The following is a 23,518-nucleotide window of genomic DNA, read 5'->3' as shown; positions in this document are numbered from 1 at the left end:
ATGGGGTTACCGCGATATAAGAAGCCCGTCGGGGTCAAATTTAGCTGGTCGTCAACATGTCTTCAGCGTAATGAAGGCCGTGGGCGATTTCACTTTAGAATTCAAGGTTGTTGAAGACTGATATCAGGGAAGGAGTTATGACATTGCAAAACATTGGATTGACCAGCCTGTTGGGTGCCGCGTCGTTATTGGCGGTCGGTTGTGCGTCTACCAGTAGTTCCCAGGAAAACGTTCAGATTCCGGCTGAGCGTATGTTCTGCGGCCAGGCTGCCATTGACCTGGATTATCGGGAAGATTCGGGGCAACTTATACTGACGCACGACGGCACCGATTACACCCTGGTGCCTTCCAGGAGTGCTTCGGGGGCGCGTTTCACCGGTGGGAACGATGCGGACACGGTTTTCTGGAGCAAAGGCAACTCGGCAAGCCTGACATTGAACGGAACCGAATTTCCCGAGTGTCTGGCGGCCGGAGCGCTATCTTCACCCTTCGTGGCCCGTGGCAATGAACCTTTCTGGCACGTCACGCTGGTGGGCAGGGAATTGACGCTGAGCCGTATGGGAGAGGCGACGGAAACTCTGTATTCCAGAATGGTGGAGCACGGGGCTACGGGCCAGACTCTCCGCGCCGAGCGTGAGGGGCTGGCGTTAACCCTGGATGTCGCGCCACAACTGTGCATGGATTCCATGTCCGGTATGCCGTATCCGAACCAGGTCCGGCTTACGGTCAATGGTGATACATGGGCCGGTTGTGGAGGCGACCCCGAACGCCTGCTACGAGGCACTGAATGGGTGGTGGAAGATATTGAAGGGGGCGGAATCATTGACCGCTCCAGGGTGACCATCCAGTTTCTGGCGGACAACCGGGTTGCCGGCAGATCTTCCTGCAACCGGTACATGGGGGCGTGGAATCTGACCGGCGAGGGGCTTGAGCTGGGTAAGATGGCCGGCACCATGATGGCCTGTGCTCCGGCATTAATGCGCCAGGAGGAGCGCTTTCTGAAGGTGCTGTCCGAGGTGCAGCGTTTTCGAATTGGTCCGCATGGTGAGCTGATTCTGAGTACGGCGGACGGTGATGCGCTGCGCGCCTTTCAGTCTTCTGGCAAGCCGTAAGTCGCCATTATCTCGCGGATTCGTCCGTTCTCCCGGAGCCTGGCTGTTCCTTCGGACAGCAGCGCGGCAAGTTGCCCGGAACGTTCATGTTCCGGTGAGAACGCAACATAGATGTCGGTTTTCTGAAGCAGGCCGGCATTACGGGGAGGGCGAATCCCGGCATGGTCTTTCAGCGCCCAGGTCATCACGTAAACATCTTCCGGATACACATCGGCCCGATGTTGGTTCAGCAGGTAGATCGCTCTGTTCAGGGGGGCTGGACCGGAAATCACCCACACTTTGGCCGGGTCGTCAGTGTGGCTCCGGATAAAGTCATCGAGTTCCATCGAATAGGAATAACCGTTGATCGCGAGCAGGGTCTGATCCGTCAACGACTCCAGCCCTCGATAGAGCCATTGGCTGTCAGCTGGTGTATACATGGCGATGTGTGAACGCCCCTGGGGTTCATCCGGGAACACGAAGTCCGGGGCGTCGGTGGTGAAGGCGCTAACCACGGCATCCAGCAATCCTTCGCGGGTCATCTGTAACGCCCTTGCCCAGCTGACGTTCAGGTATTTCACCTCGTACCCGGACGCTTCGAACACTTCCCGGGCTATATCGATCATATAGCCGTCCTGTGGCCCCTCTGCCAAACAGTTGTGGGGGCACCAGGGGTCAGAGCCGATAGTGATGACCTTACGATCGGGGCTGGCCATGGGCGTGCTGACATCTTCCCGGCTCAGTGCTTCTTTGGCCTTGGGGGCCTCTGAAGGAGAGCAGGCGATCAACAACGTTGCCAGCATCAAAATAAACACAGCCCTGAGCATGATAGCAGACCGTAAACACCGCGAACGGCGGCTCTGCTTCTATCATAGTCTGTTCCTGAATTGTTGTAATGGTGATGGTAAGGGGCACTGTCAAATAATTGCAGTATAACGCTGTCATGTTGGAGGGTCGCCAGAGAACGGAGCCCCCAAATGACCGAGCTGAAAGAATTGACCCCCCATGATGCCATCCCGCAGGAGCAGGCCACCCGCGATGCCCGTCAGCGCCGGTTGCTGCGGGCCTTCCTGCCCGAGCTGGTTTCCCTTGAGCGTATACTGGCGGAGGCGCCCGAGCAGGTGGTAGTCCAGGTGGTTGAGCGGGCGCAGGTGGGGGCGATGGAGTTACCGATCTATCGGGTGGACCTGGGAAACGCATCCGCTGACGTTCCGGTCATCGTCATGGTGGGAGGTGTTCATGGCCTGGAGCGTATTGGCAGTCAGGTGGTTATGGCCTGGCTGCGCAATCTGTTGGCCAGACTGGCCTGGGACGACCATCTCAAGGGCCTGTTGCAGAGAGTGCACATCACTCTCCTGCCGATACTGAATCCGGGTGGCATGTACCTGAACCAGCGCAGTAATCCCAATGGTGTCGACCTGATGCGAAATGCCCCGATTACCGCCCAGGACCGGAGTGCCTTCCTGCTTGGTGGGCAACGGCTGTCACCCCGTCTGCCCTGGTATACTGGCGATCCCGAGCAGGGCATGGAGCTGGAGAACCGGGCCCTGGAATCGGTTATCGACGATCTTTTACCGGGTCGTCCTTTCAGTGTCGCGCTGGACTGCCATTCGGGTTTCGGCTGGCAGGATCAGGTCTGGTTCCCTTATGCCTATCGCCGTCGGCCCATGCGCAACATCGCTTCGGTGCTGGCCCTGAAACTGATCTGGGAGCAGGCGTATCCGGACCACAACTACAAGTTTGAGCCCCAATCCCGCCACTACTTGACCCACGGGGACCTGTGGGATTATTTCTATAAAAAGGTGAACCGAGGCAACGCCGGGACTTTCCTGCCGCTTACCCTGGAAATGGGGTCGTGGCGATGGATTCGTAAGCGTCCCCGCCAGCTCCTGCGACTGGATGGCCTGTTCAATCCCCTGGTGCCCCATCGCCATCGGCGGGTGTTGCGAAGTCACCTGGCATTCATGGACTTCTTGCTCAGTGCCGCGGCCAGCCACGGGAACTGGTTGCCGGACGGTGCCGACGAGTCCATGCTGAGGGAGGCGGCAATCATGCACTGGTACAGGGACAACGAATAGACATGCACTGGATACTTCTGCGCGGTCTTACGCGGGAACAGGCTCACTGGGGAGACTTTCCCGATAGACTTCGGCAGTCGTTTCCCGACCACCGTTTTCACCCGGTGGATTTTCCGGGAACCGGCGTGCATTACCGGGAACCCTGCCCGGCGACGATGACCGCCATCCGCGAGAAAGTGCAGCAGCAGATCAGTCATATTCCCGGGCCATACAGCATCCTGGCGTTGTCCATGGGTGGCATGGTGGCACTGGACTGGGCCCAGCACGCCTCGGAAGGGGAAATCCAGAACCTGGTGTTGATCAATACCAGCTCGGGTTTCAGTCCGCCGTGGCACCGGATGCGGCCTGCCGCCTGGCCGAGGATTGTGCAACTGCTCACGCGACGGGAACTGTTCGACCGCGAGGCCGATATCCTCCGGTTGACCTCTAACGGCAAACCGGACTTACAGACCATGAAACACTGGTACAGTATTCAGCGTCAGCGCCCCGTATCCCTGCACAACGCCTGGCAGCAGTTGAAGGCGGCGGCCGCGTACCAGCCGCTGAACCGGCGACCACTGCCGGATGCGCTCTTGCTGGCCAGCAAGAGGGATCGTATTGTGCACTGGAAATGCAGCGAGAAGCTGGAACAGCGTTGGCAATGGACCCTGAAAGTGCATCCGGCAGCGGGGCATGATTTGCCCATGGATGATCCACAATGGGTCATTGAGCAGGTACGGAACTGGTTGATTGTCTGATATCGGTTGCTTGACGCAACCGTTCTTTCACGTCAGTCTCTTGGGTGATTACGACGCGTCCAACTTCACTGACGGAGCCAAGAACAATGAAAATCTTCGAGACAAAAACCGCCCCCAATCCCCGCCGTGTCCGTATGTTTCTGGCGGAAAAAGGCTTGCTGGATAAAGTCGAATTTGTGGAGATCGATATCCAGAAAGGGGAAAACCTGACCCCCGAGTACGTCGCCATGAACCCGATGAAAAAGGTACCGGTGATGCAGCTCGATGACGGGACCAGCGTGGCGGAGACCATGGCGATTTGCCGATACTTCGAAGAGAGTTATCCGGATACACCGACGCTGCTCGGTGATACGCCTCTTGAAAAGACCATGATCGAACAGTGGCTGCGCTGGATTGAGCTGTACTTTTTCCTGCCCACCGGCATGTGTTTCCAGCATACCAGCGGTTATTTCAAGGACCGCATGAACCCCATCAAGGAATGGGGGGAGGAGTGTGGGGTTGGCGTTGAGAAATTCATGCACTTCCTCAACAAGCATCTGGAAGGCAAAGAGTACATTTGTTGCGATCGCTTTACCGCTGCTGATATCAACGCTTTTACCACCGTTGCTTTTGCCAAGGTGGTGCAAATTCGCATCAAGCCGGAGCAGACTCACCTGCAGGCCTGGTTTGACCGCATCAAGGCCCGCCCCTCAGCCCAAGTCTGAGGGGAGGATAACGAAGAACCCATGGTACCTATTCAATGAGCCACTCCGAACACCTCGACTGCGCCCTGCTCGCTATCGACAACGCGAACCGTGAAGACCCGAATCGGGAACAGGTGGGAGGCGATCTGCTCCCGCGGGAATACGCCTACAGCCTGCATATGACGCGGTGGCTGTTCGCACTTGATCCGGCGCCAAGTGAGCGGATGCAGATCGCCTGCCGGGCCCAGCACGTCGAGCGTTGGACCATGCCCCGCAAGGATTACCCTGAGGGGCGAAAGGGTTATTACGAGTGGCGTCAGGCCTGCGGCCGTATGCACGGCCGGCGGGCGGCGGAGATCATGGCGGCCTGTGGTTATCCGCAGGGAGAGTGTGATCGGGTTGAGACGATTCTCACCAAGCGGGAATTGCGCAAGGACGCGGATACGCAGTTACTGGAGGACGTCGCCTGCATGGTGTTTCTGGAGCGTTATTTCGCCGACTTCTATGAAGAAAAGGCGGAGTACGATCGGGAAAAATGGCTGCGGATTGTCCGCCGCACCTGGGGCAAGATGTCGCCACGGGGGCATGAGGCGGCTCTGAAGCTGGCCGAGGGGATGCCCGCGCACCTGTTGGCGTTGCTGCAGGAGGCTTTGGCGGAACCTGAGGCCTGATTGGTGCACAGGCCAGCGGGTAGGTCGTGCCAAAATACGCTGTAAATACCTCCCTGTACGCTCGGGCTCCGCCATCCATGGCTCCGCACGATTTTGGCACGACCTACCCGCTGGCCTGTCTAAACTTCCGAGTTAGCCTTCTGGAAAAAACAGCTCTTGGAGTTTCTGACCCGGCTCGTCAGCCCGCATAAACGATTCGCCTACCAAAAAGCCGTAAATGCCCCGGGAGGTCATGGCTTCAACATCATCACGAGTCATGATACCGCTTTCGGTGATGGTCAGTCGGTCTGCAGAAATGCGCTCGTGCAGGTCGAACGTGGTGTCGAGGGACACGTCGAAGGTGTGCAGGTTGCGGTTGTTGATGCCGACCAATGGTGTTTTCAGGGTCAGCGCATCGTCCATTTCCTCGCCATCATGGACTTCCACCAGCACATCCAGTCCGATTTCGTGAGCGATGCCCTCCAGTTCCTGCATCTGGTCTTTAGTCAGGCAGGCGGCGATCAGCAGGATACAGTCGGCGCCGATGGCGCGGCTTTCGTAGACCTGATAGGGCGCGACCATGAAATCCTTGCGGATCACCGGCAGGCTGCAGGCAGCGCGGGCGGCTTTCAGGTAGTCTTCGTGGCCCTGGAAGAAATCCCTGTCGGTGAGTACGGACAGGCAAACGGCGCCACCCTGTTCGTAACTTTCGGCGATCGCTGCCGGTTCGAAGGGATCACGGAGGATGCCTTTGCTGGGAGACGCCTTCTTGATTTCGGCGATAACCGCTGGGGTTTTGGCCTCAATTCGGGTTCTCAGTGCATCGGCGAAGCCTCGTGCTGGCGGTTGGTCACCAGCCATGGCTTTAAGGTCGGAAACCGAAAGCTGGGGCTTCCTCTCGCCAATTTCCTCCCATTTCCGGTCGACGATCTTTCGCAGAATCGTGGGAGTTTTATCTAGATGTCTGTTACTCATTCTGGGCCTGCTAAAAGTTTGCCTAACTGATCAAAAGCACTGCGAAAAGTCAGCCAGCTCGGACATCTTGCCCGCTGCCAGGCCGGAACCCATGGCGTCCAGGGCCATGTCGACACCCGCTGTCGGGGTGTCGGCCAGACCGGCCACGTATATAGCCGCGCCGGCGTTCAGGGCGATCAGGTCACGGGCTTTTTCGGCCATTTCGTCATGGCCCCGCCCGAAGGCGGCGCGGATCAGCTTCAGGGATTCCTCGGAGGAATCCACGGTCAGACCGACCAGGGACTGGCTTTTGATGCCCAGATCTTCCGGGGTGAGGTCGTACTCGGTGATCTCACCGTCCTTCAGTTCCGCTACATGGGTGGGGCTGGCGAGGCTGATTTCGTCCAGGCCGTCCTTGGAGCACACCACCATGATGTGTTCGGCGCCCAGGCGATGAAGCACTTCGGCCATGGGGCGGCAGAGTTCACGGGTGAACACGCCCACCAACTGTCGTTTAACGCCCGCCGGGTTGGTCATCGGGCCAAGAATATTGAAGATGGTACGGCAGCCAAGTTCCTTGCGGGGGCCGATTGCATGCTTCATGGCACCATGATGGGCGGGCGCGAACATGAACCCGACACCGATCTGTTCGACGCAGCGAGCCACTTCCTCTGGTTTCATGTTCAGGTTAATACCGGCTTTCTCGATCAGATCGGCGCTGCCGCTTTTCGAGGACACCCCCCGGTTGCCGTGCTTGGCGACAAAACCACCGGCAGCCGCCACCACAAACGACGCAGCGGAGGACACGTTGAACAGATTGGCGCCGTCGCCGCCGGTACCGACGATGTCCACCAGAGGTTCGGCGGCGACCGTGACCCCGGTTGCCAGTTCGCGCATGACTTCGGTGGCGCCGGTGATTTCGTCGATGGTTTCACTCTTCAGGCGCAGCCCCATGAGAAAGGCGCCGATTTGCGCATCGGTGGCTTCGCCGTTCATGACGATGCGCATAACGTCCTTCATTTCCTCCCGTGACAGATCCAGGTTGGAGGCAATGCGGTTCAGTGCTTCTTTCATGTCCATGGATAGCTGGCCTCTTAAGCTGTTCTCAGAAAATTGCGCAGAAGTTCGTGACCCTGTTCCGTCATAATAGACTCTGGGTGAAACTGGACCCCCTCGATGGGCAGGGTTTTGTGGCGAACGCCCATGATTTCCTCAACGGAGCCATCGTCATTGCGGGTCCATGCGGTGACTTCCAGGCAGTCAGGCAGCGTGGTCTGGTCGATGACCAGACTGTGGTAGCGGGTGGCCTGGAGTGGGTTACTCAGGCCGCGGAAGACGCCCTGGTCCTTGTGGTAGACCGGAGACACCTTGCCGTGCATCACGCGTCCGGCACGAATGACATCGCCGCCATACACCTGGCCGATGGCCTGGTGGCCAAGGCAAATGCCCAGGATTGGCAACTTACCGGCGAAGTGGCGGATGGCTGCCATGGAAATGCCCGCCTCATTGGGGGTGCAGGGGCCTGGAGAGATCACCAGGCGTTCCGGATTCAGGGCTTCGATTTCCTCTACGGTGATTTCGTCGTTACGGTGTACCTGAACCTCCGCACCCAGCTCGGCCAGGTACTGCACCACGTTGTAGGTGAAGGAATCGTAGTTATCGATCATCAGCAACATAATCTGTTCCTCCGCCTCAGTGGTCGAAATCGTTGTAGGTCATGGCGACGGCGCGGAAGATCGCGCGGCCTTTGTTCATGGTTTCCTTCCACTCCAGTCGGGGCACCGAATCGGCCACTACGCCAGCTCCGGCCTGGATGTGCAGGGTGTTATCCTTGATGACGGCCGTGCGGATGGCGATGGCGGTGTCCATGTTGCCGTTGAACGAGAGATAACCCACCGCGCCGCCGTAGACGCCCCGTTTCACCGGCTCCAGTTCGTCGATGATTTCCATGGCGCGGATCTTGGGAGCGCCACTGAGGGTGCCTGCGGGCAAGGTGGCGCGCAGGACATCCAGGCAACTGGTGTTCTCTTTCAGGCGTCCGGTGACGTTGGAGACGATGTGCATCACGTGGGAATATCGTTCCACCACCATCTTGTCGGTCAGTTTGACGGTGCCGGTCTCCGATACGCGGCCGGCGTCGTTGCGGCCCAGGTCGATCAGCATCAAGTGCTCGGCCAGTTCCTTCGGGTCCGCCAGCAGCTCTGCCTCCATGGCCTTGTCCTCGGCATCGGTGGCGCCACGCTTGCGGGTGCCGGCGATGGGTCTCACTGTGACTTCTTCGTCTTCCACCCGTGCCAGGATTTCCGGTGACGAGCCGACAATGTGGAAGTCGTCCAGGTCGAGGAAATACATGTAGGGCGAAGGGTTCAGAACCCGTAGTGAGCGGTACAGGTTCAGTGGCGGCGACTCGAACGGAATCGACATGCGCTGGGAGATGACCGTTTGCATGACATCACCATCCAGCACGTATTCCTTGATCTTGTCCACGGCGGCTTCGAACTTTTCCTGGTTGAAGCCGGAAATGAAATCGCTTTCATCGACTGTCTTGCCGCGCAGGTTGTCCGGTGTTCGGGGGGCATCCGCGGTTTGCCGGTGAAGCCGTAACTCCAGCTCATTGATACGTTGCTGGGCCTGCTCATAGGCGCCCTCGGCAGCGGGGTCGGCGTGTACGATCAGGTGCAGCTTGCCGCGCAGGTTGTCGAATACGACGATCTCATCAGACACCATCAACAGGATGTCGGGAGTGCCAATCTTGTCTGGAGGGCAGCTTTGGCGCAGACGTTTTTCAATGTAGCGCACCGTGTCGTAGCCGAAGTAGCCAACCAGGCCGCCGTTGAAACGGGGCAGTTCCTCAAGATCCGGTGCCTGGAATCTCGCCTGGTATTGCTCGACAAAGGCCAGGGGGTCGTCGACTTCGGCTTCCTCTGTCACCTGGTTGTCACGGGTAATGGTGACCTGATGATCGTAAACTTTGAGGACTTCGCGGCAGGGTAGGCCGATGATGGAATACCGACCCCATTTCTCACCACCCTGAACGGATTCAAACAGGTAGGAATAGGGGCCGCTGGCCAGCTTGAGATAGGTGCTCAGTGGGGTGTCCAGGTCGGCCAGGACTTCGCGGTATACCGGGATGCGGTTAAAGCCGGCCCCGGCGAGCTCGGCGAATTGCTCGGGTGTCATGTAACGATTTCCTGAAATCTGATCTGCTTGTTAGCTGGTGCTGTTCCCGGTCTCTGTCCGTTTACAGTCCAGCCGATGGTTGCGGCCATCGCCGGGCATTGCCCAGCCGACCGCTGGCCTGATTCAGCCAGTGCGCCATCGCCACCATCGTGTTGCGCGCGTTGTGAGGATGCCTCGCGCTGCAATCAGATTCAGTCCCTGCACGGCAGGAATCTCCCGAAATGAAGTAATCAACGTAATATCCTTATGAGATTACAAAAGCTCAGCCAGTGAATCAACCACTGTGTCCGCCCCAAGGGAATCCACGGGTGGGCCATAATTGTAGCCATAGCGTACCGCCACACAGGGAATGCCCGCTGCCAGGGCGGCGTTGATGTCCGCTGCCGAGTCACCGACCATGACCGTGGTGCCGGGGGTTCCATCAAGGGCTTCCATGGCGTGGCGTAGGGGAGCCGGGTCTGGTTTTTTGACCGCAAGGGTATCACCACCGATGGTCAGGTCGAACCAGTGTTCCAGGCCCATGTGTTCCAGCAGTGGTGCCACGAACTGTTCCGGTTTGTTGGTGACCACCGCCAGCCGGCAACCCTGTTCGGCCAGTCGCCTCAGGCATTCCTCCACTCCATCGTAGACCACGGAATGCTGGCCGTTAAGCTGGGTGTAGGCCTGGTAAAAAATGGCGAGAGCATCGTTAAACAGGGCGTCGTTTTTGCTGTCGACCGGTTCCCAGTCGACAGAATTCGCCAGTGCCCGTCGCACCAGAATCGCAGCGCCGTTACCGACCCACTGGCGCACCTTGTCGATGCCCGCGGCTGGCCGGCTGAGCTGTTCCAGCATCTGATCGACAGCGGCGGCCAGATCCGGCGCGCTGTCCACCAGGGTACCGTCAAGGTCGAACAGGGCAACGCCGGGCCAACGGGCATTGAAAAGACCATTCAGGCTCATTGGTCTATGCTCTTTCTGGCCAGTTCCAATTCGGCGCGCATCTGGTCGATGGTGACCTTGTAATCGTCGGTGTTGAAGATGGCGGAACCGGCGACAAAGGTGTCGGCACCGGCTTCCGCGATCTCGCGAATATTGCTCACCTTCACGCCACCGTCGATTTCCAGGCGGATGTTGCGATTGCTGGTATCAATGCGCTTGCGGGCCTCCCGCAATTTGTCGAGGGTGCCGGGGATAAAGCTCTGACCACCGAACCCCGGATTCACCGACATCAGCAGGATCATGTCGAGCTTGTCCATCACGTGGTCCAGGTAGTGCAGTGGGGTGGCCGGGTTGAACACCAGGCCGGCCTTGCAGCCACCGTCCCGGATCAATTGCAGGGAACGGTCTATGTGAGCAGAGGCTTCCGGGTGAAAGGTGATGTAGCTGGCGCCGGCGTCAATGAACATGCGGATCAGGTCGTCCACCGGAGATACCATCAGGTGCACATCGATGGGGGCAGTCACACCATGCTTGCGCAAGGCTTCGCAGACCATCGGTCCGATGGTCAGATTCGGTACGTAGTGATTGTCCATGACATCGAAGTGCACGATGTCCGCTCCGGCTGCGAGAACGGTATCGACTTCTTCCCCCAGTCGTGCAAAATCCGCGGACAGGATCGATGGGGCAATCTGGTAAGGATTCATGACGGCTCTCTCAATGACATTGATAATGGCGTGGTCAGTAGGGACACTAGTCTAACAGTTTGATGATGTTTTTTCGCTGCGGAAGAGAAGGTGCGTGTGAGCAATTGGTACAAAAGATGGGTACTGCCTCTGGCGGTCCTGGCCATTGTCTTTTCAGGATCTGCGCTTGCGCAGGAGGTCGTCCGGTTGAATCTGGACGGTGACGGAACCGCGCAGGGGTGGTTCGAGCCGGAGTTGCGGGTTCCGGCCACCGGAGCACTGCTGATACTGGCGGATGAGGGGCAGTCGGCAAGAGCCAATCTGTTGACCGCCTTGGGAGCATCGCTTACCTCAGCAGGCTGGGCGGTGATGACACTGGGGCTTGATGCGCCGCCATACGAGGTTCAGCAGGCCCGGCGATACAGTGTTGATCCTGACTCCGGGGCAGGTGCTGGTGGTATGGCGGATGCGGCTTCAGAGGCGGTTATGATTGACGTCATGGATGATGGCAATCTGGAAGACCTTGAATCCGGATACTACGCCCGTATCCAGAGCCTGCTGGGCGCGGCGCAGACAGATCTTCAGCAGCGTGGTTACGACCGGGTGGTGCTGGCGGCGGTGGGGCAGGGAGCGGTCCATATGGCCCGCTTCGCCGGCGGTAGTGGCTTTAATGGCGAGATGGTGTGGATTGCACCGCGTTTTTATTCCGGTGACGAGTCTGCGTTGAGTGAAGCCCTTGCCGGTATGAATGACCTGTCGGTGCTCCACCTCTACAGTTCCCGGCAGGATCCAGAGCTTCTCTCCATGGCGCCAGACAGGCGCATGGTGCGTTTGAAAAAAGCCGGTGTTGGTCGCTATCAGACCCAGGCTGTTGCTATGGGGGCGAGTCCCGAAGTCCGCGATGCCAGGGCCTTGGCCAATCGCATGCAGGCCTGGTTAAGGGACAACTGACCTCGTCTCATACGTTACCGGGCGTGGTGACGTCTGATCAGTTCCCACGCTTGCTGATAGCGCAGCAGGCGATCTTTTGCCCGGGCGGTTTCAACGGCGTTCAGGGCTTGCTGCGCGAGCTTGTCCGGGTGGCATTCTGACACTTTCCTGCGATAAGCTCGCTTGATGCCCTCCAGGGGCTCGCGTCGGGTGACCCCCAGCAACTGGCAGGCCTGTTCGTAGCTGGTGGGTTGGGGCTGACTTTCCGGTTGGGTGATCCAGACCTTGCAGGCGTAGCTCTCAAGGATGTCGTCACTGACTTTTACCGGCAGTCCGAGCTGGTCGACGGCATCCTCGCAGCGATAGCGCCGGGGCTTGCGGGGTTTGCCATGAAGTTGGGCGGCGTGGCACAGGCAGATGGCGACCCGCAGCGCCGGTGATGGCCACAGGAAGTGCACCAGTCGTAGTCTCAGCGCGCAGAAGGTTGGCAGGTCGCTGGCGTTCTTGCCTTTCTGGAACCAATGGATGGCTTTGCGCCGCTGACGCCGGGACAGTTTCAGCGCCTTCATCAGGGATTCGGCGAAACCGACATCGGCTTCGGTGACGCGCCCCTCGGATTTTGCGATATAGCCCAGAAAGAAGAACAGGCTGCAGCGGCACCAGCCAGGCAAACCGGTACGTGTGATCAGCTCGCTGGCCTGGTGCCCACAGGATGACAGTTCCTTCAGTAGCGAGGAAAACTCGGCCTCGATTCGGGCCGGGAGCATGTTGCCGCGATCATTGGCTGCCATGGTGTACCCCTGACCCCGCACGGAGCAGGTTGTCCAGTTGGCGCAAGCGGTCGGGGGTGCCGATGTCCATCCAGGCGCCATCGTGACGAACGCCCCGGACCCGGTTCTCGGCCATGGTGGTGCGCAGGATTGGCGCCAGCTTTCGGGGGCCTTGAGGTAGCCCTTCGAACAGGCATCGGTGAAGCAGGCTGATACCAGAGAATGTCAGTTTGTCACCACCTTCGGAGACCACCCGGCCGTTGTCGCAAAGCTGGAAATCTCCGTCAGGATTATGGTCGGGATTTCTGGTGAGTATCAGCAAGGCATCGGCGTCCTCGGGCGGCGTCATGCTGGTCAGATCAAAATCGCACCAGATGTCACCGTTTATTACCAGGAACCAGTCATCACCGCCGGCGACCAGCATAGGTAGGGCCTGGATGATGCCGCCAGCAGTTTCCAGTGGCGAGGATTCCCGCGAGTACTCGATGCGTAAGCCAAACCGGTCACCGTCTCCGAGTGCGTGTTCGATCTGGTCGCCAAGCCAGGCATGGTTGATGATCACCTGTTCAAAGCCAGCGTGTTTCAGGTGTTCCAGGTGGTGCACAATCAGCGGCTTGCCACCGGCTTCCAGCAACGGCTTGGGGGTGGTGAGTGTCAGTGGTCGCATACGCTCACCCTTGCCGGCCGCCAGAATCATTGCCTTCACGGTGACTCCTTCCCCATGGCGCTCGAGGGTGCCGGGCCAATGACCTGTTCAATTCTTGGCATCACGGTATCCGATAACCACTCGTGGAAATGTCGTAGCGCGCCCTGCTTCGCACTGGCTTCAAGCAGGTAATGGACGGTGCGGGGAATATCGGCCAGGTAGCCGTCCTTACCATCGCGGATGGACAGGCGCGCGAAGATGCCGGATGCTTTCAGGTGCCGTTGCATGCCCATCAGCTCGAACCATTGCCTGAACGTATCCTGGTCCGCCTTGTGGAGGCCCGCGGTCAAACTGATCTGGCGGTATTGTTCCACCCAACGGGCAATGTCGGCCTCTGGCCAGCGGATGTAGCAATCCTTCAGCAGGGAGACCAGGTCGTAGGTGACCGGGCCGCGTACCGCATCCTGGAAATCGATGACTCCGGGAAGGTCTGAGTCCGGGCGAACCAGTAAGTTGCGGGAGTGATAATCCCGGTGCACGGTGACTTCCGGTTGGGCAAGGGCAGACTCCCGTAAGTAGGCAAAGGCTGTATCCAGCATCGCCCGATCCCCATTTGACAGTTCAAAACCAAGCTTCCGGGTCAGCAGCCAGTCGGGAAACAGCGCCATTTCCCGGTCAAGCAGCGCAGTGTCGTAAGGTGGCAGGGGATAGTCCGGTGCTTCTGTAAGCTGCTGGATGCGTAACAGTTCTGTCAGTGCGCCCTCGTACAGTCGATCTGCGGTGTCTGGTGTCAGCTCACCCAGCATAAGCCGGTCGCCAAAATCCTCCAGCAGCAGGAAACCCTGTTCCAGATCGTCCTCTAGCACGTCGGGTACTGCTACTCCCCGGGCGTGCCAGTGGCGGGCAATGGCCAGGAATGGGCGGCAGTCCTCATGTTCCGGCGGTGCGTCCATAACAATAAACGGGCACTGGCCGGTGGGCGTGTTGCCGATGACACGGAAATAACGGCGGAAACTGGCGTCTCCCGAAACTGCAACGGGAGCGGCCTGTTCGAAGCCGGAAATCTGTCGGACCCACTGGGTCATTTTCTGCAGGCGGGTATCCATGAAACGGGCGATTGTCCTGACAAGGTGAATGTTATTCAGAGGCTCCCTGAAAGAGCTGGAAGTTAGCAGATCAGTATAGAGAGGGTAAAACGGTTTTGCAGCAAAGTCGGGTTTCCGTTAACAAGGCGGGGAGCCCCGTGTAAACTAGGCGGCTGTTAAAAATGCCTGAGCCCTCAAGCCACTTGAAAGGAACCCGACCACCGTGCCAGTCCCAGCAAGGAACCTGCGAATACCGGCCCAACGGTTGCGGCACCCATGGGGGCTGCAACGAGTGTCCGGAGCGGGTGTCATGTTGCTGGTGTCAGCGTGGTCCTGCGCAGTAACCGGGGCTGAGGCGGCGCCCACCGCTGCGGAGATCGATTGGCGTCCGAGGTCTGAGTTGCCTGAGTCGGTCAGCAATACGCTGCCGGCATTCTGCGAGGGCGGCTACCTGCCGTCGGAAGCGTCGATGACGGTCCCCGGAAATGGCAGCGGGATGTTCGGAACCACGCCGGATTCGGAGCAGCCCCTGCATGCCAGTGGACTCTCTGCCCGTTACGAACTGGACTCCGAATTGTACCTGAAGGGCGACGTACAAATGCGTCAGGGACGGTTTTCGGTGACGGGCTCGGAAGCCCGCTATAACCAGCTGGACGGTACTGTGACCGTGGCAGGGCCTCTGGTCAGTCGGGGCGAGGCGTTTCTGCTCACGGGTGAACAGGCGGGCTACGATGTGAATAGCGGTCGCTTTGACATTAACACGGCCACCTTCCTGCTCCATGGCGCGGAGATGCGTGGCTCGGCGGAAACCCTGTCACGCATTGCCGAGGACCAGGTGTTGATCCGTGATGGGACATTGACCACCTGTGCGCCCAACCAGAACGACTGGTCCATCGTCGCCTCTGATATCCACCTTGATCAGGGGGAAGGTTTCGGGACCGCCAAACATGTTCGGCTCGAGATCAAGGACGTGCCGGTATTTTATTGGCCTTATGCCAGCTTCCCCATTGATGACCGTCGCAAGACCGGTTTTCTGTATCCCTCATTCGGAACCTCCAATGCGGGCAGCGGTGCCTACCTGTCGGTACCCTATTACTTGAACCTGGCGCCTCACTACGACGCCACCCTGACGCCGCAGTATATCCACGGCCGGGGCCTGTTTAACGAATTGGAAGGCCGTTACCTGAGCCCCTGGGGTGAATCGGTTCTTCAGCTCGGCTATATCGGCAATGACCTGGAATATCAGGACGAGTTTCCGGGCGAGGACGGAGAACGCTGGGCGCTGGATTTCACTACCCGTGCCGGCTTCGGTGGTGGCTGGACTGCTTATGGGGATTACTCCGTAGTCAGCGACGAAGATTACCTGAGTGACCTGAACCAGAACCTGGAAATCAATCAGACCACGCACCTGCAACGTCGCGGTGGGGCCCGCTATCAGGACGATTGGCAGTACTTCGAAGTGTATGCCAACGGCTACCAGACGGTCTCCGAGCGCATTGCCGAGCGCAATAAGCCGTATGCCCAATTGCCGGAAGTGATCTACGGCATGACTACCGACCTTGGGCCGGTGGAAACCAACCTCGACAGCCAGTACACCTATTTTTACCGGGACAACGCCGAATTGACCGGCCTGGACCGGGCCAACGGTCAGCGGCTGCGGGCCATACCGGAAGTGGCGCTGCCGCTGCGGGCGCTGTGGGGCTTTACCCGCCCATCCGTCAGCCTGGACTACACACGTTATGAGCTGGAAGACTACGAGCTGAAAAGTGCCGGTTTCGATCGCACCGTACCCGTGTTCGAGTGGGACTCGGGACTCTACTTTGATCGCCAGTCCAGCCTGTTCGATATTCCCTACAATCAGACGCTGGAGCCCCGTATGTATTACGCCTGGGCTGACGCCGACGCCGACCAGGACGACATCCCCGATTTTGATACCGCACTGCGCTCGTTCAGTTTTGACCGCTTGTTCCAACGTAACCGGTTCACCGGCGGTGACCGGGTCGGGGACGCGAATCAGTTGACGGTGGCCCTGACCAGTCGTTTCAATGACCTGGTCAGCGGGGCGGAGCGGGCCCGGTTCAGCATCGGCCAGGTACACTATTACGACGATAGGGAAGTGACGCTGAGCGGGCAGGGGGCGGATGACCGCAGCGATTCCCCGTTAGCGGGGGAAGTGCTGTTGCGGCCACTTGAGAACCTGGACATCCGCAGCTCCGGTTTATGGGATCCGGATACCCAGAAGACGGAGGAAGGGCGTAGCCAGCTTATCTTCCATTCCGAGGATTACCGATACCTGGCGACACTGGGCCACACCTACAGTCGAAATGAACTGGAACAGTCGGATATCGGGGCGGTTTTTCCTGTCACAGACCGTGTTAGTCTGATTGGCCGTTGGGTCTACGATTCTCAGCTGGATCGCACAGTCGGCTCACTGGCGGGTCTCGAATACAATAATTGTTGCTGGAGTGTTCAGGTGGTTCACCAGAACTACCTGACCGATGATGAGAAGCTGGAAAGCCGCATGCTGTTTCAGATTCAGCTCAAGGGGCTGGGTGGCAGCGGCGGCTCCTCCGACCGGATCTCCGAAGCCATCTACGGATTTGATGAGCGGGAACGCCGTCGTTTTGGCGGTGCGGCTACAAGATATGACTAAAGCAGCGTGTCGCGGGCGTTCCGCAGAAAGAATGTTCATTTATCAGAGGTGATTATGAAGGCGAACCTTCGCCATTGCGCAAAAACAGTATTGGTCCTCCTGGCGATGATGGTGACTTCGGTCGCGCAGGCTGAACGTCAGCCACTGGATCGGGTAGTGGCCATCGTAGACGATGGTGTAATCCTGCAGAGTGAGCTGGATAACCGCATTGATACCATCGTAGGGAGGCTGCAGGCTCAAGGGACCGGATTGCCACCAAGGGATATCCTTGAGGAGCGGGTGTTGGATCAGCTGATCACCGAGTCAATCCAGCTGCAGATGGCGGAGCGTGGCGGCATGCGGATCAGTGACAACGAGCTGAACGAAACCATGGCCGGCATTGCCCAGCGCAACAACATGACTCTGGCCCAGTTTGAACAGCAACTGGCGGCAGAAGGCGTCAGTTACCGGGAGGCCCGCGAGCAGATCCGCAACGAGATGCTCGCCCGCCGTGTGCAGCAGCGTCAGGTGGGCAATCGCGTGCGTGTCACTGACCGCGAGGTGGAAAACTACCTGCAGGCACTCTCCACCCGTGAACCCAGTAATGAGGAGTATCGACTGGCGTATATCTATATAGAGGTCGACAATCCGAACGATGAGTCAGCGGTTGCCGCGGCCCGTGAAAAGGCCGAACGCCTGCGCTCGGAGATTGTCAGCGGTCGTGACTTCCGCGAAGTCGCTGTGGCTGAATCCGATGCGGCCAACGCGTTGGAAGGTGGCGACATGGGCTGGCGGAGAAGAAGTCAGCTGCCGTCACTGCTGGAATCCGTCGTGCCGGATCTTGAAACCGGCGTGCCATCTCAGGTGATGGGTAACAACAACGGCTTTCATCTGGTGATGGTTCGCGATCGTCGTGGCGGTGAGAGCAATCAGGTGATCGAACAGTCGAAGGTGCGTCATATACTGGTGCGGACCAGCGAGACGGTCTCGGAGTCCCAGGCTGAAAGTGCCATCCGCGACCTGTATCAGCAGCTTCGTGACGGCGCCGATTTCGCCGTACTGGCTCGGGAGCATTCTGATGATCCCGTGTCCGGTTCCGATGGCGGAAATCTGGGCTGGGTCAGTCCCGGTCAGATGGTGCCTGAATTTGAACAGGCCATGATGGCAGCGGATGTTGGTGAGCTGAAAGGGCCGTTCCGGTCCCAGTTTGGTTGGCATATCCTGGAGGTACAGGATCGCCGTCAGAAGGACATCAGCGGCGAAGTTCGCGAATCGGAAGCCCGTCAGGCGATATACCGTCGAAAGTTCGATACCGAGTTGCAAAACTGGCTGCGGGAAATTCGTGATGAGGCGTTCGTTGAGTTCAAGGATGAATACGCGCAAGAGACTGAGGAATCGCAGCAATCATGACCGCCCCGGTAACCCTTGCCCTGACCGCCGGTGAGCCGGCGGGTATCGGCCCGGAACTGTGCCTGCAGCTGGCGGCCGAAGTGCGTCAGCCGGGCATTGTCGTGGTGGCTGCCAGGGAACTTCTGGAGGCGAGGGCTACGCAGCTTGGTATCGAGGTGATACTGGAGTCGTGGCAACCTGGTGACGTGGCGACCAGGGAACCGGGGCACCTCTCCGTGTACCACGTTGACGGATTGGCCAGTACAGAACCCGGTCGCTTGAATGCCGGCAACAGTCAGTACGTGCTCGAGACCTTGCGGATTGCCGCACAAGGGTGCCTGGATGGGGTGTTTGATGGCATGGTCACCGCGCCGGTCCACAAGGGTGTAATCAATGACGCTGGTATCGTTTTCAGCGGCCATACCGAGTTCCTGCAGGAACTCTGTGGCGTTGAACGGGTGGTGATGATGTTGGCCACCGAGGATCTGAGGGTGGCGCTGGTCACCACTCATTTGCCCCTGAAAAACGTAGCCGCGGCGATCACTCCGGAACGTTTGGTCCAGGTGATCCGAATTCTTAACGCCGATCTGCAAACCTTCTTTGGCATCGAACAGCCGCGCATTCTTGTTGCCGGCCTCAACCCCCATGCCGGTGAAAGTGGCCACCTCGGGCGGGAAGAGCTGGAGGTCATTGAGCCAACGCTCGACAAGCTGCGTGCCGAGGGCATGACCCTGACCGGGCCGTTGCCGGCAGACACCCTGTTTACCCCTCATTGGCTGGATAACGCCGATGCCGCCCTGGCCATGTACCACGACCAGGGTTTACCCGTACTGAAGTTCCAGGGCTTCGGCCGCGCAGTTAATATTACCCTCGGGTTACCCATCGTCCGTACCTCGGTAGACCATGGTACCGCCCTTGATCTGGCCGGCACTGGCACCGCGGATGCGGGTAGCTTACATGCCGCCATCAAGGTCGGTGAGCAGATGGCGATTCACCGAAAGTTGGCAAAAGAGAGCTAGTGTGAGCAACAAACCAGGCCATCAGGCCAGAAAACGGTTCGGGCAGAACTTCCTTCACGATCCCGGCGTGATCGAGCGCATCATTCGTGCCATCAACCCCAAACCTGACGACGCCATCGTGGAAATCGGTCCCGGCCTGGGTGCCATTACCGAAGAAATCCTGTCGGTAAACCCGGCATTGCAGGTGGTGGAGCTTGACCGTGATCTCATCCCGGTGCTGCGTACCAAGTTCTTCAACTACCCGGATTTCCGGATTCACGAAGCGGACGCCCTGAAGTTCGATTTCAGCCAGCTGGCCGGCGACAAGCCGCTGAGAATTATTGGAAATCTGCCGTACAACATCTCCACGCCGCTGATTTTTCACCTGCTCAGCTACTCAGGCGTCGTGCAGGACATGCACTTCATGCTGCAGAAGGAAGTAGTGCAGAGAATGGCCGCCGTACCCGGGGATAACAACTACGGTCGCCTGGGTATCATGACCCAGTATTTCTGCAGGGTTCAGCCGTTGTTTGAAGTTGGTGCCGGGGCATTCCGGCCGGCACCGAAGGTAGATTCCGCCATTGTTCGGATGGTGCCGCATACCGCTTTGCCACACCCGGCCAAAGACCTCGGTACGTTGCAATCTGTTGTCAGGACCGCGTTCAATGCTCGCCGCAAAACCCTGCGCAAGGCTCTGGCAGGGTTGGTGACTGTCGAGCAGCTGCAGAGTCTGGGCATTAATGACGGACTGCGACCAGAGAACCTGGGGTTGGCGGAATACGTAGCGATCGCAGACATGTTGGTTGACCGTAAAGCTGACAACCCGGTGCAGAACGGGGAGAGTGATGACTGACTATGCCATCGGCGATATCCAGGGCTGCTACGATCGCCTGCGGGACGTTCTGGACAAAGTGGACTTTTCGCCATCCCGAGATCGGCTCTGGGTGGCCGGGGACCTGATCAACCGGGGGCCGGCGTCACTGGAAACCCTGAGGTTCATTGAAGGACTTGGAGAATCCGGCGTCGTGGCTCTGGGTAACCACGACCTGCATTTGCTGGCGGTCGCTTTGGGTGGTCACCAGACCCGCAAGAAGGACACTCTGGATGGTATCCTGGACGCTCCGGATCAGGCTCGGCTGGTGGACTGGTTGCGGCAACAGAGACTCTGTATCCATGATTCTGCCCGCAACCTTTTCATGGCCCATGCAGGCCTACCGCATATCTGGACGCCAGAACAGGCGGTCGCACATGCACGGGAAGTGGAATCGGTCATTGCCGGTAGTGCTGCGGAGGAATACTTCACCCACATGTATGGCAATAAGCCCGAGCGCTGGGATGACAGCCTGACCGGGATGGACCGGTGGCGGATAATCACCAATTACTTTACCCGCATGCGCTTTATCACAGCAGATGGCACTCTGGAACTGGCCACCAAAGAGTCGGCGAACAGTGCCCCGGAAGGGTTTGCCCCCTGGTTCGAGTTTCCCCGCAGGGACAATGTCAAAGTGATCTTTGGTCACTGGGCGGCCCTGGAAGGCAAAACCGGCAAGGATCAGTTCATTGGCCTGGACACCGGGTGCGTCTGGGGCGGAGCGCTGACCATCATGAACCTGGACAGCGGAGAAAAGATTCACTGTGACTGCTAGGCATATTGATGTCATGCGCCCACCTCTGGTGATCGGTGCCCTGTTGGCACTGGTCGCGGTCATGGCCGGTGCTTTGGGTGCCCATGGCCTGAGGGACATGGTCAGCGCCCGGGGCCTTGAAGTTTTTCAGACCGCCGTCACCTATCAGGTATACCATTCGATAACGTTGATACTCGTGGCGATACTGATGGGGATGGGGTTACACCGCCGTCTGTTGGCGTTTGCCTCGGGATTTTTCCTGCTGGGTATCGTGCTGTTCAGCGGTAGCCTATACGTGCTGGTGCTGACGGACATTCGCTGGGTAGGGCCGATCACTCCCATCGGTGGTGGCTGTTTTATGGTGGGCTGGGCCCTGGTATTGATCGCCGGACTGCGGCGTCAGAGAGATTCACAGAGGTAAACATGCAGGTTCAGGTAAACGGTGATGGTTTAGAACTGCCGACCGAGGCAACCATCGCAGATCTGATTGAACACATGGCCCTGACGGGCAAACGGCTGGCCGTGGAGGTCAACGAAGACATCGTGCCCCGCAGCCAACATCCGGATTTCCGCCTGAGCGAAGGCGACCGGGTCGAAGTGGTGCACGCCATCGGCGGTGGCTGAGTAATGCCGCATTAATGTGGCTAACCCGGTCGACGACACTCCCAATATTCCATACAGCCTCAGGAAGGTTATGAGCGAACAACCGACTATTCAGCTTCCAGAAGACAAACCCCTCGAACTCGCCGGCCGTGTTTACCAGTCACGTCTGCTTGTGGGGACCGGTAAATATCGGGACCTCATGGAAACCGGCCATGCCATTGAAGCCAGCGGTGCGGAAATCGTCACCGTGGCGGTACGCCGGACCAATCTGGGGCAGAACCCCGACGAGCCCAACCTGCTCGACGTGATTTCCCCGGACACCTACACCATCCTGCCCAATACTGCCGGTTGCTTCACCGCGAAGGATGCGGTCCGCACCTGCAAACTGGCGCGGGAACTGCTGGACGGCCATGACCTGGTGAAACTGGAAGTGCTGGGCGAGGAGAAAACCCTGTACCCGAACATGACCGAAACCCTGGTGGCCGCCGAAGAGCTGATCAAAGACGGCTTCAAGGTCATGGTCTATTGTTCCGACGATCCGCTGCTGGCCAAGCGCCTGGAAGACATGGGCTGTATTGCCATCATGCCGCTGGGCGCGCCTATCGGATCGGGCCTGGGTATCCAGAACCGTTACAACATTCGTCTGATTGTCGAGAACGCCAATGTGCCGGTGCTGGTGGATGCCGGTGTCGGCACCGCCTCGGATGCGACCATCGCCATGGAGCTTGGTTGCGACGGCGTGCTGATGAACACCGCCATCGCCCAGGCCAGGGACCCGATCAAAATGGCCCGAGCCATGCGCCTCGGTGTGGAAGCGGGCCGTGAAGCGTATCTGGCGGGCCGGATGCCGAAGAAGCTTTACGCGAGTGCGTCCTCGCCCATTGATGGCACGTTCTTCTGATTTAGTGAACAATCCGGTAAAAAACTGAATAATACTGAGGGCCGGCGCCAAAGACCGGCCCCGAAAATAACCCAGTTACAGAGCGCTGAAGTCCTGTCATGACCGATCAAAAACCCAGTCGTCGGGAGGCGATCCTGCATGCGTTGGTAGAGTTGCTGGAAACCGATCCCGGAGCCCGCATCACCACCGCCGGCCTGGCCAAATCCGTAGGTGTCACCGAGGCGGCGTTGTACCGCCACTTTCCCAGCAAGCGCAAGATGTTCGAGGCGCTGATCGACTTCGCCGATGAAGCCGTCTTCAGCCGTTGCCAGACGATCCTGCAGGAGCAGGAGGATGCCCGCGCACGTTTGCAGCAGGTGGCCAATCTGGTTCTGGTGTTCGCCGAGCGCAACCCCGGCCTGTGTTGCGTGCTGACCGGCGACGCCCTGATGGGCGAAAACGAGGCCCTGCGCAAGCGCGCGTCCCAGTTCTTCGACCGCCTGGAAACCCAGGTTCGCCAGATCCTCAAGGAAGGCGAGATCCGCCAGGGCCTGCGTCCCCGCACCAGTGCCAATCGCGGCGCGGACTTTGTGCTGGTCTTCATCGAAGGCCGGATTCAACGGTTCGTCCGTTCGTCGTTTTCCCGCTTGCCCTCGACCGACTTCGACGAGAGTTGGGGGCTGGTTTCTGAAGGCGTCTGGGGCTGACTTTTGAGCTGCCTTCGGTAGCCTGCTAGCTTTGGGGGCGTGGCGGTGGCGGGAAGGACGTCCCCGGAACCGCTACGAGCACATCCATGTGCGCTTCTCTCAGGCCATCCATGGCCTTCGAAATTCCGGGGACGTCCTTCCCGCCACCGCCATTCCGGCTTCCCGGTTATCGCTACAATAACGCAAAGATACTGCTCGTATACATCTCACGGAATCGTCAGTGAAGTCGATATATCTCGTGGTTTCCATAGGTCAGGGTGGGCCTCCCCTTCACAG

The 23,518-nt window shown here is 58.9% G+C and carries 25 protein-coding genes; 15 read left to right on the top strand and 10 right to left on the bottom strand.

Annotated features, from left to right (window positions below; translation table 11 throughout):
- Nucleotides 1-137 precede the first annotated feature (137 nt).
- On the top strand, nt 138-1,112 hold the full coding sequence (locus MARLIPOL_RS05315; protein WP_012137068.1) for an META domain-containing protein: 975 nt from the start codon (nt 138-140) through the stop codon (nt 1,110-1,112).
- Here the strand turns inward: MARLIPOL_RS05315 and MARLIPOL_RS05310 are convergent.
- Nucleotides 1,091-1,918 carry a substrate-binding periplasmic protein gene (locus MARLIPOL_RS05310; protein WP_012137067.1) on the bottom strand — a complete coding sequence of 276 codons (828 nt, stop codon included), beginning with the start codon at nt 1,916-1,918 and terminating at the stop codon, nt 1,091-1,093. The two genes, MARLIPOL_RS05315 and MARLIPOL_RS05310, sit on opposite strands and share 22 nt — an antisense overlap.
- Nucleotides 1,919-2,068: 150 nt before the next feature.
- Between MARLIPOL_RS05310 and MARLIPOL_RS05305 the strand changes: the two genes are divergently transcribed.
- The 4 genes from MARLIPOL_RS05305 to MARLIPOL_RS05290 all read left to right on the top strand — a co-directional run bounded on the left by MARLIPOL_RS05305 (nt 2,069) and on the right by MARLIPOL_RS05290 (nt 5,260).
- Complete coding sequence (locus MARLIPOL_RS05305) at nt 2,069-3,169, top strand: M14 family zinc carboxypeptidase (RefSeq protein WP_012137066.1); 1,101 nt, start codon at nt 2,069-2,071, stop codon at nt 3,167-3,169.
- Nucleotides 3,170-3,171: 2 nt separating this feature from the next.
- Nucleotides 3,172-3,906, top strand: a complete 735-nt coding sequence (locus tag MARLIPOL_RS05300; protein WP_036190382.1) for an alpha/beta fold hydrolase — start codon at nt 3,172-3,174, stop codon at nt 3,904-3,906.
- 86 nt (nt 3,907-3,992) lie between these two features.
- Nucleotides 3,993-4,610 (top strand): glutathione S-transferase family protein, encoded by a 618-nt coding sequence (locus MARLIPOL_RS05295; protein WP_012137064.1) that lies wholly within the window; start codon nt 3,993-3,995, stop codon nt 4,608-4,610.
- 35 nt (nt 4,611-4,645) lie between these two features.
- Complete coding sequence (locus tag MARLIPOL_RS05290; RefSeq protein WP_012137063.1) at nt 4,646-5,260, top strand: DUF4202 domain-containing protein; 615 nt, start codon at nt 4,646-4,648, stop codon at nt 5,258-5,260.
- Nucleotides 5,261-5,392: 132 nt separating this feature from the next.
- On the opposite strand, the gene trpC is transcribed toward MARLIPOL_RS05290, so the two are convergent.
- The 6 genes from trpC to rpe form a co-directional block, all read right to left on the bottom strand.
- Nucleotides 5,393-6,214 (bottom strand): indole-3-glycerol phosphate synthase TrpC, encoded by an 822-nt coding sequence (trpC, locus tag MARLIPOL_RS05285; RefSeq protein ID WP_012137062.1) that lies wholly within the window; start codon nt 6,212-6,214, stop codon nt 5,393-5,395.
- Between the two features lie 30 nt (nt 6,215-6,244).
- Nucleotides 6,245-7,273: an anthranilate phosphoribosyltransferase gene (trpD, locus tag MARLIPOL_RS05280; protein ID WP_012137061.1), complete on the bottom strand. Its 1,029-nt coding sequence runs from the start codon at nt 7,271-7,273 to the stop codon at nt 6,245-6,247.
- Nucleotides 7,274-7,287: 14 nt separating this feature from the next.
- Nucleotides 7,288-7,869: an aminodeoxychorismate/anthranilate synthase component II gene (locus MARLIPOL_RS05275; RefSeq protein ID WP_012137060.1), complete on the bottom strand. Its 582-nt coding sequence runs from the start codon at nt 7,867-7,869 to the stop codon at nt 7,288-7,290.
- 16 nt (nt 7,870-7,885) lie between these two features.
- Complete coding sequence (trpE, locus tag MARLIPOL_RS05270) at nt 7,886-9,373, bottom strand: anthranilate synthase component I (protein ID WP_012137059.1); 1,488 nt, start codon at nt 9,371-9,373, stop codon at nt 7,886-7,888.
- A 252-nt stretch (nt 9,374-9,625) separates the two neighbouring features.
- On the bottom strand, nt 9,626-10,315 hold the full coding sequence (locus tag MARLIPOL_RS05265; RefSeq protein WP_012137058.1) for a phosphoglycolate phosphatase: 690 nt from the start codon (nt 10,313-10,315) through the stop codon (nt 9,626-9,628).
- The gene (gene rpe / locus MARLIPOL_RS05260) at nt 10,312-10,998 is read right to left on the bottom strand and encodes a ribulose-phosphate 3-epimerase (RefSeq protein WP_012137057.1); all 687 of its coding nucleotides are present in this window, start codon (nt 10,996-10,998) and stop codon (nt 10,312-10,314) included. Before rpe ends, MARLIPOL_RS05265 begins: the two co-directional genes overlap by 4 nt.
- A 96-nt stretch (nt 10,999-11,094) precedes the next feature.
- Between rpe and MARLIPOL_RS05255 the strand changes: the two genes are divergently transcribed.
- Nucleotides 11,095-11,928: a DUF3530 family protein gene (locus MARLIPOL_RS05255; protein WP_186008460.1), complete on the top strand. Its 834-nt coding sequence runs from the start codon at nt 11,095-11,097 to the stop codon at nt 11,926-11,928.
- A gap of 14 nt (nt 11,929-11,942) precedes the next feature.
- On the opposite strand, the gene MARLIPOL_RS05250 is transcribed toward MARLIPOL_RS05255, so the two are convergent.
- From MARLIPOL_RS05250 to MARLIPOL_RS05240, 3 genes are read right to left on the bottom strand one after another with little or no spacing between them, the layout of a single operon-like run.
- Nucleotides 11,943-12,698, bottom strand: coding sequence for a co-chaperone DjlA (locus tag MARLIPOL_RS05250; RefSeq protein ID WP_012137055.1), 756 nt, complete (start codon nt 12,696-12,698; stop codon nt 11,943-11,945).
- Complete coding sequence (gene murU / locus MARLIPOL_RS05245; protein WP_036190379.1) at nt 12,685-13,383, bottom strand: N-acetylmuramate alpha-1-phosphate uridylyltransferase MurU; 699 nt, start codon at nt 13,381-13,383, stop codon at nt 12,685-12,687. Before murU ends, MARLIPOL_RS05250 begins: the two co-directional genes overlap by 14 nt.
- Complete coding sequence (locus MARLIPOL_RS05240; RefSeq protein ID WP_012137053.1) at nt 13,380-14,429, bottom strand: aminoglycoside phosphotransferase family protein; 1,050 nt, start codon at nt 14,427-14,429, stop codon at nt 13,380-13,382. Before MARLIPOL_RS05240 ends, murU begins: the two co-directional genes overlap by 4 nt.
- 289 nt (nt 14,430-14,718) lie before the next feature.
- Between MARLIPOL_RS05240 and MARLIPOL_RS05235 the strand changes: the two genes are divergently transcribed.
- The 9 genes from MARLIPOL_RS05235 (at nt 14,719) to slmA (ending at nt 23,242) form a co-directional block, all read left to right on the top strand.
- A complete protein-coding gene (locus tag MARLIPOL_RS05235; RefSeq protein ID WP_012137052.1) occupies nt 14,719-17,061 on the top strand; it encodes an LPS-assembly protein LptD in 2,343 nt (780 codons plus the stop codon).
- A 54-nt stretch (nt 17,062-17,115) separates the two neighbouring features.
- Complete coding sequence (locus MARLIPOL_RS05230) at nt 17,116-18,450, top strand: peptidylprolyl isomerase (RefSeq protein WP_012137051.1); 1,335 nt, start codon at nt 17,116-17,118, stop codon at nt 18,448-18,450.
- Entirely contained in the window at nt 18,447-19,448 is a 1,002-nt protein-coding gene (gene pdxA / locus MARLIPOL_RS05225) for a 4-hydroxythreonine-4-phosphate dehydrogenase PdxA (protein ID WP_012137050.1), read from the top strand. The genes MARLIPOL_RS05230 and pdxA overlap by 4 nt, the downstream gene beginning before the upstream one ends.
- Before the next feature lies 1 nt (nt 19,449).
- On the top strand, nt 19,450-20,280 hold the full coding sequence (gene rsmA, locus MARLIPOL_RS05220) for a 16S rRNA (adenine(1518)-N(6)/adenine(1519)-N(6))-dimethyltransferase RsmA (protein ID WP_012137049.1): 831 nt from the start codon (nt 19,450-19,452) through the stop codon (nt 20,278-20,280).
- Nucleotides 20,273-21,073, top strand: a complete 801-nt coding sequence (locus MARLIPOL_RS05215) for a symmetrical bis(5'-nucleosyl)-tetraphosphatase (protein WP_012137048.1) — start codon at nt 20,273-20,275, stop codon at nt 21,071-21,073. Before rsmA ends, MARLIPOL_RS05215 begins: the two co-directional genes overlap by 8 nt.
- Before the next feature lie 13 nt (nt 21,074-21,086).
- Nucleotides 21,087-21,473, top strand: a complete 387-nt coding sequence (locus MARLIPOL_RS05210; RefSeq protein WP_012137047.1) for a DUF423 domain-containing protein — start codon at nt 21,087-21,089, stop codon at nt 21,471-21,473.
- A gap of 2 nt (nt 21,474-21,475) precedes the next feature.
- Nucleotides 21,476-21,676 (top strand): sulfur carrier protein ThiS, encoded by a 201-nt coding sequence (thiS, locus tag MARLIPOL_RS05205; protein WP_012137046.1) that lies wholly within the window; start codon nt 21,476-21,478, stop codon nt 21,674-21,676.
- Nucleotides 21,677-21,746: 70 nt separating this feature from the next.
- Nucleotides 21,747-22,556, top strand: a complete 810-nt coding sequence (locus MARLIPOL_RS05200; protein ID WP_012137045.1) for a thiazole synthase — start codon at nt 21,747-21,749, stop codon at nt 22,554-22,556.
- A gap of 98 nt (nt 22,557-22,654) precedes the next feature.
- A complete protein-coding gene (slmA, locus tag MARLIPOL_RS05195) occupies nt 22,655-23,242 on the top strand; it encodes a nucleoid occlusion factor SlmA (protein WP_012137044.1) in 588 nt (195 codons plus the stop codon).
- Nucleotides 23,243-23,518: the final 276 nt, after the last annotated feature.

It is taken from the genome of Marinobacter lipolyticus SM19 (assembly GCF_000397065.2).
GTDB lineage: Bacteria > Pseudomonadota > Gammaproteobacteria > Pseudomonadales > Oleiphilaceae > Marinobacter > Marinobacter lipolyticus.
Note: the sequence above shows the minus strand (reverse complement) of the source record. Positions and strands in the feature narration are given on the sequence as shown.

Excerpts from the sequence above, each read along its gene's own strand:
- MARLIPOL_RS05315 (WP_012137068.1), top strand. The coding sequence starts at position 138 with ATGACATTGCAAAACATTGGATTGACCAGCCTGTTGGGTGCCGCGTCG.
- MARLIPOL_RS05310 (WP_012137067.1), bottom strand. The coding sequence starts at position 1,918 with ATGCTCAGGGCTGTGTTTATTTTGATGCTGGCAACGTTGTTGATCGCC.
- MARLIPOL_RS05305 (WP_012137066.1), top strand. The coding sequence starts at position 2,069 with ATGACCGAGCTGAAAGAATTGACCCCCCATGATGCCATCCCGCAGGAG.
- MARLIPOL_RS05300 (WP_036190382.1), top strand. The coding sequence starts at position 3,172 with ATGCACTGGATACTTCTGCGCGGTCTTACGCGGGAACAGGCTCACTGG.
- MARLIPOL_RS05295 (WP_012137064.1), top strand. The coding sequence starts at position 3,993 with ATGAAAATCTTCGAGACAAAAACCGCCCCCAATCCCCGCCGTGTCCGT.
- MARLIPOL_RS05290 (WP_012137063.1), top strand. The coding sequence starts at position 4,646 with ATGAGCCACTCCGAACACCTCGACTGCGCCCTGCTCGCTATCGACAAC.
- trpC (WP_012137062.1), bottom strand. The coding sequence starts at position 6,214 with ATGAGTAACAGACATCTAGATAAAACTCCCACGATTCTGCGAAAGATC.
- trpD (WP_012137061.1), bottom strand. The coding sequence starts at position 7,273 with ATGGACATGAAAGAAGCACTGAACCGCATTGCCTCCAACCTGGATCTG.
- MARLIPOL_RS05275 (WP_012137060.1), bottom strand. The coding sequence starts at position 7,869 with ATGTTGCTGATGATCGATAACTACGATTCCTTCACCTACAACGTGGTG.
- trpE (WP_012137059.1), bottom strand. The coding sequence starts at position 9,373 with ATGACACCCGAGCAATTCGCCGAGCTCGCCGGGGCCGGCTTTAACCGC.
- MARLIPOL_RS05265 (WP_012137058.1), bottom strand. The coding sequence starts at position 10,315 with ATGAGCCTGAATGGTCTTTTCAATGCCCGTTGGCCCGGCGTTGCCCTG.
- rpe (WP_012137057.1), bottom strand. The coding sequence starts at position 10,998 with ATGAATCCTTACCAGATTGCCCCATCGATCCTGTCCGCGGATTTTGCA.
- MARLIPOL_RS05250 (WP_012137055.1), bottom strand. The coding sequence starts at position 12,698 with ATGGCAGCCAATGATCGCGGCAACATGCTCCCGGCCCGAATCGAGGCC.
- MARLIPOL_RS05240 (WP_012137053.1), bottom strand. The coding sequence starts at position 14,429 with ATGGATACCCGCCTGCAGAAAATGACCCAGTGGGTCCGACAGATTTCC.
- MARLIPOL_RS05235 (WP_012137052.1), top strand. The coding sequence starts at position 14,719 with ATGTTGCTGGTGTCAGCGTGGTCCTGCGCAGTAACCGGGGCTGAGGCG.
- MARLIPOL_RS05230 (WP_012137051.1), top strand. The coding sequence starts at position 17,116 with ATGAAGGCGAACCTTCGCCATTGCGCAAAAACAGTATTGGTCCTCCTG.
- pdxA (WP_012137050.1), top strand. The coding sequence starts at position 18,447 with ATGACCGCCCCGGTAACCCTTGCCCTGACCGCCGGTGAGCCGGCGGGT.
- MARLIPOL_RS05215 (WP_012137048.1), top strand. The coding sequence starts at position 20,273 with ATGACTGACTATGCCATCGGCGATATCCAGGGCTGCTACGATCGCCTG.
- MARLIPOL_RS05210 (WP_012137047.1), top strand. The coding sequence starts at position 21,087 with ATGCGCCCACCTCTGGTGATCGGTGCCCTGTTGGCACTGGTCGCGGTC.
- thiS (WP_012137046.1), top strand. The coding sequence starts at position 21,476 with ATGCAGGTTCAGGTAAACGGTGATGGTTTAGAACTGCCGACCGAGGCA.
- MARLIPOL_RS05200 (WP_012137045.1), top strand. The coding sequence starts at position 21,747 with ATGAGCGAACAACCGACTATTCAGCTTCCAGAAGACAAACCCCTCGAA.
- slmA (WP_012137044.1), top strand. The coding sequence starts at position 22,655 with ATGACCGATCAAAAACCCAGTCGTCGGGAGGCGATCCTGCATGCGTTG.